The sequence below is a fragment of the Tunturiibacter empetritectus genome, from assembly GCF_014201375.1.
In the GTDB taxonomy this organism is placed as follows: domain Bacteria; phylum Acidobacteriota; class Terriglobia; order Terriglobales; family Acidobacteriaceae; genus Edaphobacter; species Edaphobacter lichenicola_D.
Genome location: NZ_JACHDZ010000001.1, coordinates 664,079 through 682,286, shown reverse-complemented (window position 1 = coordinate 682,286; position 18,208 = coordinate 664,079). Strand labels below are relative to the sequence as shown.

Annotated in this window: 16 protein-coding genes; 5 read left to right on the top strand and 11 right to left on the bottom strand. The window is 59.1% G+C overall.

The window, feature by feature from the left end; all coding sequences use genetic code 11:
* Nucleotides 1-79 precede the first annotated feature (79 nt).
* The gene (locus HDF10_RS21160; protein ID WP_183810295.1) at nt 80-1,246 is read left to right on the top strand and encodes an LssY C-terminal domain-containing protein; all 1,167 of its coding nucleotides are present in this window, start codon (nt 80-82) and stop codon (nt 1,244-1,246) included.
* Nucleotides 1,247-1,716: 470 nt separating this feature from the next.
* The gene (locus tag HDF10_RS02985) at nt 1,717-2,403 is read left to right on the top strand and encodes a ribonuclease T2 family protein (protein WP_183810293.1); all 687 of its coding nucleotides are present in this window, start codon (nt 1,717-1,719) and stop codon (nt 2,401-2,403) included.
* A 517-nt stretch (nt 2,404-2,920) separates the two neighbouring features.
* Here HDF10_RS02985 and HDF10_RS02980 read toward each other — a convergent pair.
* The 10 genes from HDF10_RS02980 to HDF10_RS02935 all read right to left on the bottom strand — a co-directional run bounded on the left by HDF10_RS02980 (nt 2,921) and on the right by HDF10_RS02935 (nt 14,603).
* Nucleotides 2,921-3,826, bottom strand: coding sequence for a uracil-DNA glycosylase (locus tag HDF10_RS02980; RefSeq protein WP_183810291.1), 906 nt, complete (start codon nt 3,824-3,826; stop codon nt 2,921-2,923).
* Nucleotides 3,827-3,873: 47 nt separating this feature from the next.
* Nucleotides 3,874-4,086, bottom strand: coding sequence for a DNA-directed RNA polymerase subunit omega (gene rpoZ / locus HDF10_RS02975; RefSeq protein WP_179639266.1), 213 nt, complete (start codon nt 4,084-4,086; stop codon nt 3,874-3,876).
* A 76-nt stretch (nt 4,087-4,162) separates the two neighbouring features.
* A complete protein-coding gene (gene gmk / locus HDF10_RS02970) occupies nt 4,163-4,822 on the bottom strand; it encodes a guanylate kinase (protein WP_183810289.1) in 660 nt (219 codons plus the stop codon).
* 56 nt (nt 4,823-4,878) lie between these two features.
* Nucleotides 4,879-5,784: a YicC/YloC family endoribonuclease gene (locus HDF10_RS02965; RefSeq protein ID WP_183810287.1), complete on the bottom strand. Its 906-nt coding sequence runs from the start codon at nt 5,782-5,784 to the stop codon at nt 4,879-4,881.
* A complete protein-coding gene (locus HDF10_RS02960; protein ID WP_183810285.1) occupies nt 5,781-7,655 on the bottom strand; it encodes an ABC transporter ATP-binding protein in 1,875 nt (624 codons plus the stop codon). The genes HDF10_RS02965 and HDF10_RS02960 overlap by 4 nt, the downstream gene beginning before the upstream one ends.
* An 87-nt stretch (nt 7,656-7,742) precedes the next feature.
* Nucleotides 7,743-8,684 carry an RNase adapter RapZ gene (gene rapZ / locus HDF10_RS02955; RefSeq protein WP_183810283.1) on the bottom strand — a complete coding sequence of 314 codons (942 nt, stop codon included), beginning with the start codon at nt 8,682-8,684 and terminating at the stop codon, nt 7,743-7,745.
* Between the two features lie 37 nt (nt 8,685-8,721).
* Nucleotides 8,722-9,342 (bottom strand): ribosome hibernation-promoting factor, HPF/YfiA family, encoded by a 621-nt coding sequence (hpf, locus tag HDF10_RS02950; protein WP_183810281.1) that lies wholly within the window; start codon nt 9,340-9,342, stop codon nt 8,722-8,724.
* A gap of 45 nt (nt 9,343-9,387) precedes the next feature.
* Nucleotides 9,388-11,130, bottom strand: coding sequence for an RNA polymerase factor sigma-54 (rpoN, locus tag HDF10_RS02945; protein WP_183810279.1), 1,743 nt, complete (start codon nt 11,128-11,130; stop codon nt 9,388-9,390).
* Between the two features lie 225 nt (nt 11,131-11,355).
* Nucleotides 11,356-12,084: an LPS export ABC transporter ATP-binding protein gene (lptB, locus tag HDF10_RS02940; protein ID WP_183810277.1), complete on the bottom strand. Its 729-nt coding sequence runs from the start codon at nt 12,082-12,084 to the stop codon at nt 11,356-11,358.
* The gene (locus tag HDF10_RS02935; RefSeq protein ID WP_183810275.1) at nt 12,081-14,603 is read right to left on the bottom strand and encodes an LptA/OstA family protein; all 2,523 of its coding nucleotides are present in this window, start codon (nt 14,601-14,603) and stop codon (nt 12,081-12,083) included. Before HDF10_RS02935 ends, lptB begins: the two co-directional genes overlap by 4 nt.
* Before the next feature lie 297 nt (nt 14,604-14,900).
* Here HDF10_RS02935 and HDF10_RS02930 point away from each other — a divergent pair, with 297 nt between their 5' ends.
* A complete protein-coding gene (locus HDF10_RS02930; protein ID WP_183810273.1) occupies nt 14,901-15,605 on the top strand; it encodes a hypothetical protein in 705 nt (234 codons plus the stop codon).
* On the opposite strand, the gene opgC is transcribed toward HDF10_RS02930, so the two are convergent.
* Nucleotides 15,598-16,776 (bottom strand): OpgC domain-containing protein, encoded by a 1,179-nt coding sequence (gene opgC / locus HDF10_RS02925; RefSeq protein WP_183810271.1) that lies wholly within the window; start codon nt 16,774-16,776, stop codon nt 15,598-15,600. The genes HDF10_RS02930 and opgC overlap by 8 nt on opposite strands.
* A 283-nt stretch (nt 16,777-17,059) precedes the next feature.
* On the opposite strand from opgC, the gene HDF10_RS02920 reads away from it, so the two are divergent.
* Together HDF10_RS02920 and HDF10_RS02915 are read left to right on the top strand one after the other, a co-directional pair.
* Complete coding sequence (locus HDF10_RS02920) at nt 17,060-17,284, top strand: hypothetical protein (protein ID WP_183810269.1); 225 nt, start codon at nt 17,060-17,062, stop codon at nt 17,282-17,284.
* Between the two features lie 91 nt (nt 17,285-17,375).
* Complete coding sequence (locus HDF10_RS02915) at nt 17,376-18,056, top strand: GNAT family N-acetyltransferase (protein ID WP_183810267.1); 681 nt, start codon at nt 17,376-17,378, stop codon at nt 18,054-18,056.
* Nucleotides 18,057-18,208: the final 152 nt, after the last annotated feature.

Sequence of the window (18,208 nt, the reverse complement as noted above, 5' to 3'; positions counted from 1 at the left end):
CGCGCCGCCTCTCATGCCGCGAACACTTCCCGTCGAATGACTGATGTCAGCGCAGTATCCGTGTGCTTAGAATGTAAACGTGAAAATCAAGAGCTATCGCTTTGAACTCTCATGCGCGCTATGGCTGGCCTGTGGCATCGTTTCGGCCGCGCAGGATGCGGCTTCAAAGGCCGCGAGCGCACCCGGAACCGTAACGCCGATTGCGCTGCCCACGATCACCGCAGCCCAGACCTCCGCGCGCAAGGCAAGCTACAGCATCACCGTTCCCGGCAGCGGAGACTGGACCGATGCGGGCTTCGCAGTGGCCGCGGGAGAAACAGTGAGCTATGGCGCAACCGGACAGCTCACCCTGTGGGACGCACGCGCCTCAGCGCCAGCCGGAGTCGCGCGCGGGTGGAAGGACCTTCTCCGCCAGTTCCCCCTGGACAGCGCAAACGCAGGCGCGCTCATCGGGCGCATCGGCAGCGCCGACGCAGCGGTGCCGTTTGCCATCGGCGGCCAGTTGGAGCAGACCGTGCCGGCCGGCGGCGAGCTATTCCTTGCTGCCAATGTGCCGAAGGAGGTCGGCGCCCAGGGCAGCTACAAAGTGTCGCTGAAGATCACAGCGGCCAAGCCCGTTTCGCAAACGACGGTCTCGCAGGCGACGGCGCTGTTCACCCCGGCGCTGCTCGACGGCGTACCCCAGCGCGTAGGCGATGCGCAAGGTAATCCGGGTGACATGGTGAACTTCTGCATCGTAGGCACCAAGGACGCAGTCGAGAAGGCGTTCACCGCGGCAGGCTGGGTGCAGGTGGACCGGACCAACAATGCGGCAGTTCTGAATGGCCTCATGGCGACCCTCTCCAAGAAGACTTACACCGCGGTGCCGATGAGCACGCTCTACCTCTTCGGCCGCCCGCAGGACATGAGCTATGCGCGTGGCGACGCGATCACCGTCGCCTTCGTCCGCCATCATCTGCGGGTGTGGGACACCGGGCGCACCGCTGGCGGCCTGCCGGTGTGGGTTGGCTCCTCGACGCACGACGAGGGCCTCGAGAAGGATCAGAGGAACAACGGCATAACACACCACATCGATCCGGAGGTGGACAAGGAGCGGGACTTTATCCAATCGAGCTTTGCAGCCGCGGGAGTGCTGGATGCAGCCGCCTACATCACGCCGAAGGATCCTCTGCACGAGGCGAAGACGGCAACAGGAGGAACGTTCAACTCCGATGGGAACGTAGTAGCGATGGTTCTCCACCACTGAAGCGGAACAAGCGGTCAGCTTCTAAGAAACTGTCCAGAAACTTTATGGATCGTCATCTCGACCGGAGGCGTGCGGTCTTATCGCACGGCGCAGTGGAGAGACCCCCGCATTTCGCCTTTGCAGTCGCTTGTTCTCCTTGAAATCAGGTCGCAAGCCGGTTAGCTCTTAAAAAATCTCTTGAATTTCTGGACAGCTTCTAAGAAGTTGTCCAAGCTGTCCTGCCGGACGGCCCTCCTGCGCGGAGGGCGGGCGTTCGCACGCCTTTATAGAGCTTCGCGTGGTCCTCCCGTTGGTCGGAATCAATCTTCCTCGCGACCAACGGGAGCGCAAACCGAAGGGGTATACCCATCACGAAGTGATCGCCCTCCGCGCAGGAGGCCGTCCGGCAGGACAGCGTCTAAGACACAACACGAGATACTGCGCCAGGATGTTGCACGCTCGCTCAACCATCTTGATATGCTTCTCCCACCATGAAGAAGATCACCCTACCCGTCCTGCTGGCCCTTCTTCTCCCCCTCGCCGCCTGCGAGCCGCACCCTCAGCCCACGCCCGAGCCCGCACCCCGCCCCCACGCCACCGCGCTCCCAAGCCAATCTCCAGACCAAGCCGCCACTGGCGAGCAAGCCTTCGACTACTACCTCCTGAATCTCTCTTGGTCGCCCGAGTTCTGTCACTCGCATCCCACCGCAACCGAGTGCGCCCAGCGCCCCGCCTTCGTCCTCCACGGCCTCTGGCCCCAGAACACCAACGGCGGCTACCCTCAGAACTGCTCCACCGACTACGGCCCGCGCGACCCCTCCACCTACCGCGACATCTACCCCGACGCCGGCCTCCTCCGTCACGAGTGGAGCACCCACGGCACCTGCTCCGGCCTCTCGCCCGACGCCTTCTTCACCCTCGCCCGCACTGCCTTCCAGTCAGTCACCATCCCGCCGACACTCGCCCAGCTCGACCATCAGATCTCGCTCACCCCCGCCCAGCTCATCGACCTCTTCCAGACCGCGAACCCGGCCATACCCGCCGCCAGCCTCGCCATCAGCTGCGGCAACAACTACCTCACCGCCGTCGAGGTCTGCCTCGACAAGACCGCCCACCCCACCCCATGCGGCCCCATCCGCTCCTGCCGAGCCAACGCTGTCCGCATCACCCCGCCATAAAACTCGAACGCCTCCATCAGGCACCGTCATCTCGACCGAAGCAACGAACGGCATCATCGTTCGTTGCGCAGTGGATTGCGGCCACTGCTCTCAGTTGCGGCGAACCGATTCATGCTGCGGTATCCGTCAAGATCCCTGTATTTCCTCCACGCCCTGATTCCTCCACCCTCCCCAACGAAGAAACTCAGCCCATAGCCCAGAAACTCGCTGTCAAGCCCCGAAACAGAGAAAACCCGCGTCAATCAAGGAGATTCACGTGGCGTATCAGTTAGCCAGAATCCGATAAAATAAGAGAAGAGAAGATGAAAGCCCGGTTCGCAGCCGGGCTTTCGTCATTGAACCCATAAACCCTTTAGATGGAGGAATCTGCAAGCAACCCTTTTATTGTGAATTTTTTAGCAACCCACACGTGCCGCAAGAGGCTGACTCTAAGCAGCTTACGCCTCGGTAATAGGAGGGGGGTTCCCTGGGGATAACGCGAGAATACAGAAGCATCAGGAAAGGAAAACAGACAGCTCTACGACTTGGCGGGAGACTTCAACCCCAGCTCCCTCATCACCATCTGCAGATCCTTCCACGCCTCACCCTTCATCGCCGGATCGCGCAGCAGAAACGCCGGATGGTAGGTCACCGCCAGCTTCGCTCCCCGGCAGCTATGCCACCTGCCCCGCAGAGCGCTCAGGGACTGCTTCACCCCCAGCAGATACATCGCCGCCGTAGCCCCCAGCGCCACGATCACCTGGGGCTGCACCACGTCGATCTGCTGCAGCAAAAACTGATCGCAGGTATTGGCCTCCACCGGCTCAGGAACCCGGTTCGCCGGCGGCCTGCACTTCACGATGTTGGCGATGTAAACCTCCTCGCGCTTGAGGCCCATCGCCTGGATCATGTTGTTGAGCAGCTGCCCAGCCTTACCGACAAAGGGAATCCCCGAGGTGTCCTCATCCGCCCCCGGCCCCTCGCCGACAAACATCAACCGCGCATTGGCATCGCCATCGCCGAAGACGATCGTCCGCCTGCCCGCATACGCCAGCGGACAGCGGGTGCAATCGCCAATCTCAGTCTTGATCTCAGCCAACGCCTCAGCCTTATGCGCCGCATCCACCCGCGCAGCAGGCATGGGAACAAGATCATCGAAACTCACAAGCTTCGCGATGGGAGGCTCCAGAAATTGAGGTCGAACAGGAACAGCAACGGGAACGGCAACTGGAACAATGGGCTGCTCCACCACAGTCGTCTTCGCAGGCAGCGGTCGCGCTTCTGCCACCTCGCCAACAACGGAGACCGCAGCAACTACATCGACAGTAGCAGAAACCGGAACAGCCTCGGCGTACACCGGCTCGCCCCGACGATAGAAGTCATGGACGCCCATGTCGCGAAGATATTCCACGTAAGCCCGCAGCTGCTCTGCTTCACCTGCCATGGCTCTATGATATCGCGGCCAGCGTCGTCAGGCTCAGTGCGTCAGGCTCAGTGCACGGGAATGTCGAGCACAGGTTCTACCACCTTCTCCGGTAGAACAAACTTGACGTGTCCCTGTTTGATCTCATCCTGCGCCACGCGACAAGCCTTCATCGACTTGGCCACGATCAGAGGAGAGGCGCCAGACTGTAGCTGCCGCGCACGACGCGCCGCACCTTTTACCAGACTGTACTTATTGTGGAATGCATTCTCAATCGTCATGCGTTTCACCCCGATGCAGAAGTTATAACTCACCCCGGAGAAAACCCATACACAATTCGTAGTGGATAACATGTCCTTAATCGTGAAAGGTACTCAACGCCCTCTTCAAACGTGGAGAAGCAACATCGGTCCTGCAACTCGAAGCCAGCGCCTGCACCCCATCCCGTTCGCCGCGCTCACACAAAACAATCGCCCTCAGCTCCGCCACAGCCTGGTCAAGCACATCGTTCACCAGCGCATACTTGTAGTCCCACATCTTCTTCAACTCAGTACGAGCCTCCGCCAGCCGGCTCTGAATCACCTCCTCCGAGGTCACATGCTCAGCCTCGCTCCGGTTGCGCAGCCGCATCTCCAGCACCTGCGGACTAGGAGGCAAGATGAAGATCGACACCGCCGCCGGCATCTTCTTCATCACCTGCACCGCACCCTGCACATCAATGTCCAGCAACAGGTCCTTTCCCGCATCCTTCGCATGTCCCAGCGCCGACATCGCCGTCCCGTAGTAGTTGCCGAAGACCTCCGCCCACTCCAGAAAATCTCCCGCCGCAATCATCCGCTCGAACTCCTTCCGGGTCGTGAAGTGATACTCTCGCGCATCCGTCTCCGACCCCCGTGGCGCCCGCGTCGTATACGAAATCGAAAAATCCAACCCCTCCACCAACGTTCGCAGCTGACTCACCAGCGTCGACTTCCCCGAACCCGACGGCGCCGAAATGATAAAAAGAATTCCTGCCATGCGCCTCAATCACCTATCAAACTGTTTCACTCAGTCTAACAACCGCGCTCGCGTAGCTACTCGAGATTCTGAACCTGCTCCCGAGCCTTCTCGATCTCGGCCTTCATCTCGAGTCCTAACTCCGTAATCCGCAAACTATTCTCACCCGCTGCTCCACTGGTCTTCGACAACATCGTATTCGCCTCGCGGTTCAGCTCCTGCAGCAGAAAGTCCAGCCGCTTGCCCAGCTCGCCCCCCTCCTCCAGCATCGCCACAAAGCGCTCCACATGCGTCCGCAACCGAACGATCTCCTCTTCGATATCGCTCTTCTCCGCCAGTACCGCAGCCTCAGCCAGCAATCGCTCCTCGCTCACCGGAACGCCCGCGGTCAACTCCATCAGCCGGCTGCGCAGCCGCTCAAACTGTGCCTCGCGCACTCCGTTCCTCAGCCCAGCCATCTCTTCCCCAAACGCCTGCAACCGAAGCATTGAGGCCGTCAACTCAGCCCCCAGCGAAGCACCCTCCTGAGCTCGCCCCTCATTCAGCTTCCCAACCAACGGAACGACCAGCGAGAGCACCGCCGCGTCAAGGCCCTCAATCTCAGCCGCACCAGCAACGCCCTCAGTGCTCATCACACCCGGTATTCGCAGCATCGCATTCAGATCCGGCTCACTCGAAACGTTATGCGTCTCCGCAGCCTCGCGAAACGCCTGGACGTAAGCCTCAAGCAAACCCGCGTTCAGTTGAATCTCAACGTTCGCCCTTCGCTCGACCTGCAACGTCACCTCGATGTGGCCCCGGCGAAGGTTCTCCTTCAGCATCCTTCGCATCTGCACCTCGAGGCCATCGCAGAAAGAAGGCAACCGGAGATGGAGATCAAGAAACCGATGGTTCACGCTCTTCATGCTCAAAGTGAAAGCGATGCTATCCCGCACCGCACCGCGCAGACTCGCGTACCCGGTCATCGAATAAATGTCCGTCACGCGATCCCCTCCAGCCCGACCGTAAGCACGCCCTCACTGTTCCCGGGTGCAACGTCATTCTCACTAAACTGCATGTCATAGAGCCGCCGATAAGTCCCCGAGTGCTGCATCAGCTCATCATGCGTACCACTCTCGGTGATCTGTCCGCCTTCAATCACCGCAATCCGAGAGGCTCGCCGCACGGTCGACAGGCGATGTGCAATCACAAACACCGTCCGCCCCTGCATCAGGTTCGCCAACGCCGCCTGCACATATTGTTCGCTCTCCATGTCGAGAGCCGATGTCGCCTCATCCAGAATCAGGATCGGAGCATTCTTCAAGATTGCCCGAGCAATCGCCAGTCTCTGACGTTCGCCCCCACTCAGCCGCGTCCCCTTCTCACCAACCATCGTGTTATACCCGTCGGGCATGTTGAGAATGAACTCATGTGCCAACGCCATCCGCGCCGCCTCTTCCACCTTGCTCATCGGAACATCTGGTTGACCGTAAGCGATGTTATTCCGCACCGTGTCGTTGAACAGGACCGTCTCCTGCGTCACCTTGCCAATCTGTTGCCGCAGCGAAGCAATCGTCACGTCCCGCAGATCGTGCCCATCCAGCAGGATCCTTCCTTCATTTACATCGAAGAAACGCGGAATCAAATTCACCAGCGAGGACTTGCCCGCTCCGCTCGGACCAACAAACGCGATGACTTCACCCGGCCGCACGTTCAAGTTAATCCCACGCAGCACCTGTTTTACTTCGCCGTCGCTCTCATAAGCGAAGCCAACATCTTCAAAACGGATCTCCTCCTGAAACTCCTTCAACACAAACGCGCGCTTCTTCTCCTGCACATCGTCCTGCGCATCCATAAACTTGAAGATCTCTTCGCTTGCCCCCAGCGCCTGCTGAAAGCTGTTATAAAACAGCGCAAACTTCCGCACCGGATCATACAGCGTAAACACCGCGATCAAGAAAGAGATAAACGACCCGATCGTCATCGAGCCGCTCTTGATGCGGTCGCGGCCAAGCAGCAACAGCAGTGCAATCGCAACCGAACCAAGCCCATCCATCAACGGAGAGCTGATCGCCTGCACACTCACCGACCGCAGATTGGCGCTGAACAGTCTCCGCGCCGCACGCCGGAAGCGGTTCATCTCCCACAACTCCATGCCGAAGGCCTTCACAATTCGATTGCCCGTAATCGTCTCGTGAATAATATTCTGGATCTCTGCCAGCTTATCCTGCCCCTTGCGAGTCGTCTGCCGAACTCTCCGCCCAATGCGCCGCGCCGAGGAGATCACCACAGGAACGAACAGCAACAATACCCAGGCCAGCTTTCCACCATAAAAAATCGCCACGCCGATCATAAAGATCAACGTGAATATCTGCTGCAGAAACTCCCCCAGCACGCTCGACATCGCAGTCTGCACGCGCTCGATATCGTTGATCAGCGTCGACAGCAAAGTGCCCGTCGTATGTTTCTGAAAGAAGCCCACGGAACGACGCAGCACTGCGTTGTACAGATCGTTGCGCAGGTCGGTAATCATCCCGAAGCCCGCGTAGTTGACCAGGTAAGTCCCCACATAATCACACACAGACTTCACCAGGGCAGAGACCACCAGCGCATACGCCACCACCGTCCACGCATTATGCAGTGGGCTCGGAACCAGAAAGTGCAGGTTCAACGGCCTGCCAAGAAGAGGAACATGAGGGAACACCAGCACATCATGCGTGTACGCATCCGGGCTTAACACATTGTCGAAGATTGGCTTTACCAGCAACACGCGAAACGCCGCCATCGCGCCCACTACAGCCATCAATGCCACCGACGCCGCCGAATAAAGGGCATACGGCCGTACATACAGCAGCAATCGCCAGATGCGCCTCAAGCCGTCACTCTCCCGATTGTCGCCATTGCATCGCGCATCTCACTATTCTATTGCGTGCCTTCTTCTGTGTGCAGCCGCGCGCAGCAGCTACTTCGGCATATCCCGATGAGCGGTCTTCACTCGATATCCCTCAGCCGCCATCCGCTTCTTCATCTCTTCCGCGATAAAGACGGACCGATGCTGGCCTCCGGTGCATCCAAACGCCACCGTCAGGTAACTCTTCCCTTCCTTGATGTAGTGAGGCAGAAGAAACTTCAACATCTCGGCAGTCTTATCTAAAAACTCCTTCGTCTGAGGAAACTGCAGGACGTACTTCGCGACCTTAGGGTGCTTCCCAGTCAGTTTGCGAAACTCCGGCACGAAGTGAGGATTCGGCAAAAACCGCACGTCAAACACCAGATCGGCCTCTGCAGGCACGCCATTCTTGAAACCAAAGCTGTTCGACGAGATCATCAGAGCCCGTCCGCTCTCCTCGCGTTCAAACTGCGAGTTGATATGCGCCCGAAGATCATGCACGTTGAACTTCGTCGTATCCAACACGATGTCGGCGACATTGCGAATCGGATCGAGCCGCTTGCGTTCGGCCCGAATCGACTTTACGACAGTATCGCTGCCTCCCATCGGATGAGGCCGCCGCGTCTCGGAGAATCGCCGAATCAGCGCGTCTTCGCTAGCCTCCAGGAAAAGGACTCGCGTAGGCAGTATCTTCAGAACCTTCTTCAGAATCGACGGGAACTGATCCAGTCGCATGCCTTCGCGCACATCGACCACCAGCGCCGCGCGTTCGATCTCCGCGGACTGCCGAACAAGATCCGCAAAACTCGGCACTAACTCCAGCGGCAAATTGTCGACCGAGTAATAGCCTAGATCCTCAAACGCCTTCAGCGCCGACAGCTTTCCCGACCCCGAAAGCCCCGTCAGAATGACCAACTCGCCCCGGTGTTCCGGAAGCGCGACCTCCACGATTTTCTTCCTGCGTGTTCCAGTGGATGACTTCACAGAACTCTTCGTGACCCGCTTGCTCGTCATGCAGAAATCCTAGCATCCCAGTCTAAAGAACCGCGCTCTAAGGAACTTCAATCAGCTCCATCTTCCCGTCACGCTTGCGATAGAGCACCATCGCCTGCCCGCCATGGTCACGAAACACAAACACCTCGCGGTCGCGAAACGCAGCCTCCTTCACTGCCTCCTCGATCGACATCGGCCGCAGCGCAACCGAATCATTCGACCGCACCACATGCGGCTCCGCAAGCGGCGAGTGAGAAGGAAAAGAGTGCACCAGCATCGGCACTGCCTTACGGCCAACACTGTTCTTCGTCGCCACCTTTACTGCGGCGGTCTTGCGCACAACCGGCGCTGCTTCAACCGCAGCTCCCTTCAAATCCGACTTGGGATGCCGCTTGATCGTCCCGTATCTCTTCTTGTGCCGAATCGCCTGCTGTTCAATCTTCGCCAGCGCATCATGCAGCGCGACGATCATGTCCGTCGCCTCACACCGTGCTACCAGCTTCTGATGCCTGGTCTGCACCGTCACCTCGGCGATCTGCCGATACTTGTCCGTGGACAAAATCACATGCACGCTGCCGGAGTTGCCGACGATCTTCGCAATCGCCTCCACGCCTTCCTCGGTCTGTGACTTCAGCTTTTTTGTAATAGTCGTCTGTCTGCCGGTGTACTCCACGTCCATACGCTTACCTCGTTCCCGCGATCGGTTCGGATCTTTCGCAGACGATCAGCGTACACGACGCTGGTGCGTACTTGGAATCTGCATATCTTCCCGGTACTTCGCGACCGTCCTTCGGGTCACCTGAATCCCCTGCCGCTGCAACTCAGCCGCCAGTTGATCGTCCGTCAGCGGCTTCCGCTCATCCTCTTCCTCGATCAGCTTCTTAACCTTTCGCTTCAGCAGCACCAGCGGCAGATCCCCACCCTCAGGCCCATTCACTCCCTCGGAGAAGAAAAAGCGCAGCTCGAACACGCCCTGCGAGGTATGCACATACTTATTCGCCACCGCGCGGCTAACTGTCGAAGGATGCACCCCAATCTCCTCCGCAACCTCTTTAATCATCATCGGCTTCAGAGCGTTGACCCCATGCTCGAGAAACTCCTGCTGCCGCCTGACGATCACCTCACACGTCCGCACGATCGTATTCTTCCTCTGCTCGATGTTCCGCAGCAGTTGAATCGCCGATTTGTACCGCTCCTTCACGTACTCTTTGACTTCCTTCTCCGTCTGCTTCTGTTGCAGCATCTTGCGATAGCCCTGGTTCAACCGAAGCGTAGGCATATCCTCTTCGTTCATCAGTACAACATAGACATCGTCGCGCTTCACAAACGCCACATCCGGCTCAATGAGCCGTGTTTCGCTGTGGTTATACCGCTGTCCCGGCCGCGGATCCAAGGTACGGATAAACTCCACCGCCGCATTCACCTCATCCGCCGTCCGCCCGCAGCTCCGTGTCAGCTCGCGCATATCCTTCTTCTGCAACAGCGGCAGGCAGTTCGTCACAATGTGTGTCGCGATACTGAAGACATCTTCACGCCCCGGACTATCCGAGGCTGCAACCGCCTCGATCGCGCCATAGTCTTCATCGCTGGCGCCGGCTGCACCATTTCTTGCAGCCTTCTCTGCAGCGTGCATCTGTTGGCGTCGCAGCACGATCGCCGCCTCGCCCTGCTGAGCACATATCTGAATCAGCAGACACTCCCGCAAATCTCTTGACCCTACCCCTACCGGATCAAGGAAATTAACCACCTTCCGTGCCTCGCGAACCGCCGCCAAAAACACACCAGACGTCTCGTCGGACGCAGCCGCTAAATCCAGCGACTCGCCGTCCACAGAGTGGTCGCGCTCTTCCTTTTTCTCCGGAAGATCCCACACCCGCGCCGATCTGCTGCGGGCCCCACGGTCAAATGGAATCGGCTCCGAACGTTCCGGCTCCTGCATCTGTAGCAGAGCTTCCACCAACTCCTCGTCGCTTGCTGTCAGGTAGCCATTTTCATTCAGATTCCCCACCACCAACTCTGCCGCAGCGCGCACCTCTGGGCTCAAGGTCAGCGAACCCAGCTGCCACGCCAGATGGTCGCTTAGCGTACTCGGCTGCGAAAGAAAGTTCTCGAACGACGGCTTGTCGTACTCCTCAAAGTTCGAAGCGGTCCTAAAGCCAGGATCAAGATAATCCTGAAAGTAGCTGCCAAAGTCGATCTCGTCGAACGGGTCCTTTTCTACCCTCTCGCTCTCCGCGGCCACATCTTCCGCCGAGCGCTCCCGATCCCCCTCAAGACCTGCTCTCTCATCCAATGTGGCAACCGACTCTTCCAACTCCTCCAGCACCGGATTCTCCACCATCTCGGTGTTGATCATCTCTCTCAGCTCGAGCTTGTTCAGCGCCAGTACGCTGACCATCTGCACCAGTCCAGGTGTCAATACCTGTCGTTGCGAGACTTTCAAGTTCAGCTTCGGTTGCAGCAACACGTTATTCCCTCACGACCTGATTACTTTAACTTTGCTCCGGATCTGCCATTTGGCAAGTCTCGTGCTCATTGTGCAATTAATTTCAAACAGAGCGCCATTCCCTGACTTGGCCAAAGTCTACACGCCCTGCCTCGATCTCGCTGTAAGTCTAACGCTGTCAAAGGCTGCGCGCCCTGCACCGATAGCATCTCTGCCTTACAACAGAAGTTGTAAAGTTACAGCTCGTTAACTCATCGAGAAGTTTTCGCCCAGATAGATCCGCCGCACCTCAGGATCGCGCCCCAGCTCGCCCGGCGTTCCAGCCTTAAAAATCTTCCCCTCAGCGATGATGTAAGCCCTGTCAGTTACGGACAAAGTCTCTCGCACATTGTGGTCCGTAATCAACACCCCAATCCCACTCTTCTTCAACCCGAAGATGATCTCCTGCAGGTCCAGCACAGCAATTGGATCGATACCCGAAAACGGTTCATCCAGCAGAATGAACGCCGGTTCGATCGCCAGGCACCGCGCAATCTCCACCCGCCTGCGCTCTCCCCCGCTCAACGCATACCCCCGCGTCTTCCGCACATGGCCTAGATTCAGCTGCTCAATCAGCTTTTCCGTGCGCGTCCGCCGGCTCTCCCAGCTCAACTGCTGCGCCTCCAGCACGGCCAGGATGTTGTCCTGCACCGTCAGCTTGCGAAACACCGAAGGCTCCTGCGGCAGATAGCTAATCCCATAGTTCCTTGCTCGCAGATACATCGGCAGCCGACTAATGTCGTGCCCATCCGCAAGCACGCGCCCGGAATCCGGACGCACCAGCCCAACGATCATGTAGAAACTCGTCGTCTTCCCCGCGCCGTTCGGCCCAAGCAGCCCAACCACCTCGCCCTGTTCGATCTCAAGGCTCACTCCCTTCACCACCTGGCGGCCGCCGTACGACTTGCCGATCTCCTCCGTCGATAAGGTCTTCATTCCTTGTTCTTCACCCGTGTCTCCGTGCGCACACGCTGTCCCGCGCCACTCTCTCCTTCATTAGAAACCACGACGTTCTCATCTCCGCTGTGGAATCGCAAAGACGTACCTGTCACGGTCCCCCGCTGATCATCTACAACCTTCGGTAACGCGGTCGGTGTCCCCGTCAAAACAAACATGCCATCGCTCGCCATATACACCAGCTGCTCCCCGCTGGCACGCCGGCCAGGCTGTTGCATCTCGATATGCCCACTCGCCACAACCCTCTCCACATTGCCACCCATAAATCCTCCACCCGCCGCACCATCAGCCTTTTTCCCACCATTAGCCGGAGCCGCCTGCAGATACACCACAGCCTGCTGTCCGCGCATGGTTCCATCCGCGCTATCCACCTGGACCCCACCTGTAAAATCCGCCCTGCGTGCCTCATCCGAATAAACCAGATCCCGGCTAATCACCCGAACCACGCCGGCCTTCCCGCCCACTTGCTTCCCGTCGGCCGCCTGCTTACCGGTCTTCGCCGAATCCGTTTTGACACCAGTCCCGGCACTCACCAACACAGTATGCACTGCACCAGGAGCACCCTGTCCCACGCCGTGCGCCAGCAGCCTCTTCTGCTTCTGTTCAAACTCAATCACCGGAGCGTCCACCTGCGAAGCTCCCTGCCACAACCGAGCCGGCTTGCCATTAGCTCCCGCCCCATAAAACTTCGCCACCTGCGAATCATGCTTCAACTCCGCACGCAATGCCAGCACATGCACCGGCTCCGCCGCACTCCCCACCTGACTGAAACTCGCCTTCACCGAACCATCCGCCGTAGCATCTCCCGTCTGCTGCTCCGTCACCACCCGATCCGCCCACAACACGCTCGTCCCATTGCTCGCCTGCACGCTGCCCGTCAACGTCGTCCGTTCCAGTTCACCGTCGTAAATAGCCTTTTCCGCAGTCAATCTCTCCTCTACCGGAGCCGCAGAATCTCCCGGTTTCTTCACCGGCAGCTCCGTCATCACCACATGCCCCTGCTCCGTCGCGCTCGTAATCTCATCCGCGCCCTGCCCTATACCAGTAGCATTCGCCCCACGCGCCGCACCCGCGCTCACAGGCCGAAAGTGCGCCACCAGCGAATCCCCCGAGCTCGTATCGACAACTCCCTTCCCATTCACTCGACGCATCGCCGTGTGCCCGTCGCCGTGCACCTCCGCAAGATGGTTAGCACTCCCCACGCGCACAAAGTGTGCCGTCAAAACATCTCCAGCCAACGCACTACTCGTCGGCCCACCGCCCTTGGCAGCTGGATTCATCACCTTCAACCGCGCATCCCCCGTGGCCTTCGCATCGCGCAACTCTTCCTTCCCAGCGGCGCCTGCTAATAAAGCCAGCTCCACCTGCCCCGCATTCAACTCACGCTCGCCCCACGCCTCACCAGACGCATCCGTCCGAATCCGTTCGTTCAGATGCACCGCGCCTGTCATCACCACATGCTCCGGCCTGCCCGCCTTGTCGAACCCCGCCCGTCCTTCTTCCGCCTCTCCCTTGGCCTGCCGCAGCGGTTCATCCACCGAGTACTTCACCCCACCCAGCATCACCACCGATTGCGGCTGACTCTGCGCACTCAACGTCATCTCGCCTCGCGGAGCCGCAACCACACCGCCCATTCCATTCATGAGCGTCACCTCTCCCTCCGCCTCAATCCGTTCCGCCGTCCCATCCGGCCGCAAATGCACCACCACATTCCTCGCCTGCGCAGTCTGTTCCGCACCTCCCTTGCCGCCCACCGCCATATACTTCGCCTGCGTCAGCATCGCTCTCTCATTCTGCCGATCCAGTTCCGCCCGCGACGCCGTCAACACCACAGGCCTGTCACGCTCCAGCCCATTCACCCTTACCGCCGAGTGCAGCACCACCACACCCGTATCCGAGTTGTAGTCCGCGCCCACCGCATGTCCCGTCAGCCCACCCGACTCGAACTCGATCTCGTTATCCGTCGCCGCCACTCCAAGCTTCTGCAAGAACACCAGCCCGCTCGTCGTCACGTGGATCAGCCGCACATCCTTAGCCTCCGCCGTCCCCGCGCCATGCAGATCCTTCCCTGCCGCATAGTCCATCTTCGCGTTTGCATCCGCTGCCTCCGGTGCCTGCAGATCGATATGCACCTCCCCATCCGCCCGGATCACCTCGTTCTTCTGGTCATACTCAAACTCTTTCCCGTAGATCCTGTCGGCTCGATCCTCCTTCCGCCCATACAGCACGATCCCCACATCGTGCAGCGTCACCTTGCCATCCGCGCGTTCCACCGCCTTCGCCGCATGAACCGTATAGATCGTCCGACCCTGCACCGACTGTGAATAGGTGAACCCGTTGGTCTCTCGCCGAACATTCACCCCCAGCTTCTTCGGCAGATTGGTCAGAAACCGGTGCGCCCGGTAGTGGGCATATCCCAGAAAAGAGGCGATCACGATCACCAGCAAGCCAGCACCTGCCAGCAACCAGACCCGCAGCCGTTCTACCGAAACGTTCATTCACCTTCTATCTTCTCATTCCACAAGACAGTCCTGCCGGACGGGCCCACTGCGCCTGGAGCGGTCACTTCGTGACGCGTATACCGGTCTCGGCAAGATGAGCAGCATAAGGCCTCCCGTTGGTCGGAATCATCTTCCCCCGACCAACGGGAGGACCACGCGAAGCTCTAAAGGCGTGCGAACGCCCGCGCGAACCGGGTCCCCACGAACAGGTCTTCGTTCGTGGGGTGGCCTAGCGCAGTGGGCCCGTCCGGCAGGACAACTCATCAAAATATCTGAAAGGACTAAACTAGAACCATGGCCGATCAGCTCTACCTCAGTCTCTGGTTCCCCAACTTCCGCTTCGACACCCTCCCCGCGAGCATGGTCTCAGTCATGCGCCAGTTCGCACTCATCAGTGGAGAAAAGCGCGTAGTTGCAGCCAGCGTCTATCCCATCAGCTTCACCGAGGCACCCACCTACCAGCGCATCTACGTCAACGACGACCGCGCCGAGGAAAACCAGGACACCTCCGGCTCCATCATCGAAAACGCCGTAGCCGAAGCCACCGAACAGCTCCACGACGACATGGCCTACGAGTTCGAGATGCGCTGGAAGCTCTGGTCCCCGGAGATCGATCCCAACTACCCCAACCCGGACATCGATCCCGACTCCGACATCGACCCCGAATTCGAGTCCGCCGCCCTCGATACCCTCTGGAAACTCCAGCCCGCCACGGTCCGCATCCTCGGCTTCGGCCCCAAGTTCGACGATGCCAGCTTCGACCAGAACGGCCACATCCGCGTCGACTTTGGCCTCGACACACCCTGGCTCGCCGAGACCCTCGAAGACGAGCAGCTCGACGAAGCCGCCACCAAACACATCCAGCAGAACGTAGAGATGCTCTTAGCCTTCACCCTCTCGGTCGAAAAAAACTGCGGCATCAGCAGCCGCCTCCTCTGGACCGAGTCCGGCGAACCCCTCGCTCAGAAGCTCATCGACCGCCTCCAGCGCGTCAACTAGCGCTCTCAGCCACCGCCGTCTCACCTTGCGCCGCTGCCTTAGCAGCCGCTGCTGCAACCCGCGCCTCTCTGCGCAACCTTGCCTCTCTCATCGCCACCACCATCAGCCCCGCAAAGGTCAGAGACAGCACCCCATAAGCGCGTGCACCATGCAGCTGCGGAGTATCTTCATACAACAGCGTCAACCCCACGAACACAAAGAACACATGCGCGCAAAACACCTGCAGCGAAGCCTTTCCCAGCGTCAAAAACGGCTCAATCGAGATCAGCTTCACCAGAAACCGCCGCATCCAGTAGCAGACGATCAGGAACGCCGCCAGATTCACCACCCGCATCGGCCCAATCTGCCACTTGTCCAACCCAATCCCCAGCGACTCCTGCGTCAGCACAGGCCCCAACCAGTGATGCCGCACCCCGAGAAAAAAGAGACAAACCGCCCCGCACACCGCCACCACATATCCCGGAACCCGCTTCAACGGCATCTCGCCCTCAGCGCTCTTTGCCCCCAGCCATAGCCCCGCAATCCAAACCCCCTGCCACGCAAACAGGTTGAACGCGCCTGTCTCCTGCAAAGGAATCTGCAGATGAGTCACCCGCACCGTCCAATCATGCATCAGCTCCCGCAGTCCAAACTGCGCCCAAACCCACAGCGCCGCGCTCCCTCCCAGCACCCATCTCCACCCATAACGCACACCCACCGCCAGCGCAATCGGCGTCAGAAACATGAAGATCACATACATCGGCAGAATATCCAAGAGCGGTGGGCAGTAGATCAGCAGCACTCCGCCAAGTATCGCCTCCTTCGGATGAGCCAGATAAAAATTGATCAGGTTATAGATTGCCGGCCGATGAGTCTTAGCCGCAAATACAGCCGCAATCGTAAACGCAAACGCCAGCATCAGCAGGTGATACCCATAAATCTTCACCGTCCGCCGCCACAGCCTCGCAATCACACCAGACACATCCTCCAAAGTGTCTCGCAGATAGACCGTGCCCACCAGCATCGCCGACAGAAACACAAACCCCTCAGCCGACGACACAAAACCAACCGGCTGATTCACAAAGTCGCTGAAGTGCGTCGGCATGTGCGTAAACGTCATCCACACTAGGAACAGCCCGCGCAACGCATCCAGCTCCGGCCTCCTCTGCGTCTTTGGACTAGTTAATGTCAACGCCCCAACCCTCGCTCGAAAAGCGCACCTTCAGCATAGGCCACATAGTCATCAGCAACCGCGTCCCTCCCCGCCCCTCACATTGAGACGTCCCGAACAAGAGATCCGCTTCAGCCGCGCCAGAGTTCAAGCCAACTTTCAAAAGCCCGGAGAGCATCAGGAAGCAGAAAAACCAGAGCTCAGGCGTCTTTACGAACTTCAACGAAATCTCTTATGCCTTCTTTACGAACGCAGTGCTGAAATATAGAAAGTCGGCTGAAGCAAGAGCCGACAGGAGAGTTAGATGAACACCTTTCGCACCCGCAGACCGCTCCTGGTAAACGCCACCCAGTGCCTCCACCCCACCCTCATCCTCACTGACGCCGGCCAGCGCAAAGCCTATCCCGGCGACTGGATCATCGAAGGCGAAAACCGCGAGCGTTACATCGTCGACAACACCTTCTTCCAGCGCACCTTCGCCCCCATCCCATGGGAGTCCGCGAGCGAAGGCCGCCACTACGGCAGCTAAGCCATCTCTCCCGTCAGAAGTCCAAACGCCAACCCGAAAACCACCAACCGGGCCCGGCCCACGATCTTCAATGAGAAAAGCGCAGTGTCCTATGGCATTGTCCCCTGTACTGGAACCTCCGACCTCCCCCTTCCCCCCAACAACACAAATCATCCCCACAGCCTTACCCACTTCTATAAAGCCGCGCATCGGCCCACCACCGGCTACCACCCTCCGGAGCGAATCCAAAACCATCTTCCTGCGAACCCTCAAAGCGCAGCTGCAGGACGCCCGCGCCATCCATCAACTGATCGACAGCTTCTCCCACGACGGCACCCTCCTTCCCCGTTCCTACGCTGAGATCTGCGCCAACATCCGTACCTTCACCGTCGTCGAAACCCACACCCACCAGTTCCTCGGCTGCGCTGCCCTCCACATCTACGGCCCGCACCTTGCCGAGATCCGCTCCATCGTCGTCCGTCCCAACATCAAAGGCTGCGGAGCCGGCGGCCAGCTCGTCCACGAGCTCGTGCGCCAGGCCAACGCCCGCGGCATCCAATGCGTCTGCCTCTTCACCCGCATCCCCGCCTTCTTCGAGCACTTCCACTTCAAAGTCGCCGACCGACAAGTCTTCCACGACAAAGTGCTCAAAGACTGCCGGCACTGCGGACGCCGCAACGCCTGCGACGAGACCGCGATGGCCCTCGGCGAACTTCCCGCCTCACGAGATATGCCCTGCAACGACCTCTTCCTGCCCCGGCAACACTCAGAGCTGGTGCAACTCCAGATCTAAGCGCATCCCCAGGAAGTGTCATTCAAGGCACCACCCCTTCGCGTTACCCTTGCCATCAATAGTTTTCGTCATGCATGATGACGAACAACGTAGTGGCCCTACGAAGAAGGCAACCAACAAATGCCTTCTTCGCATCCAGCATCAATTTACAA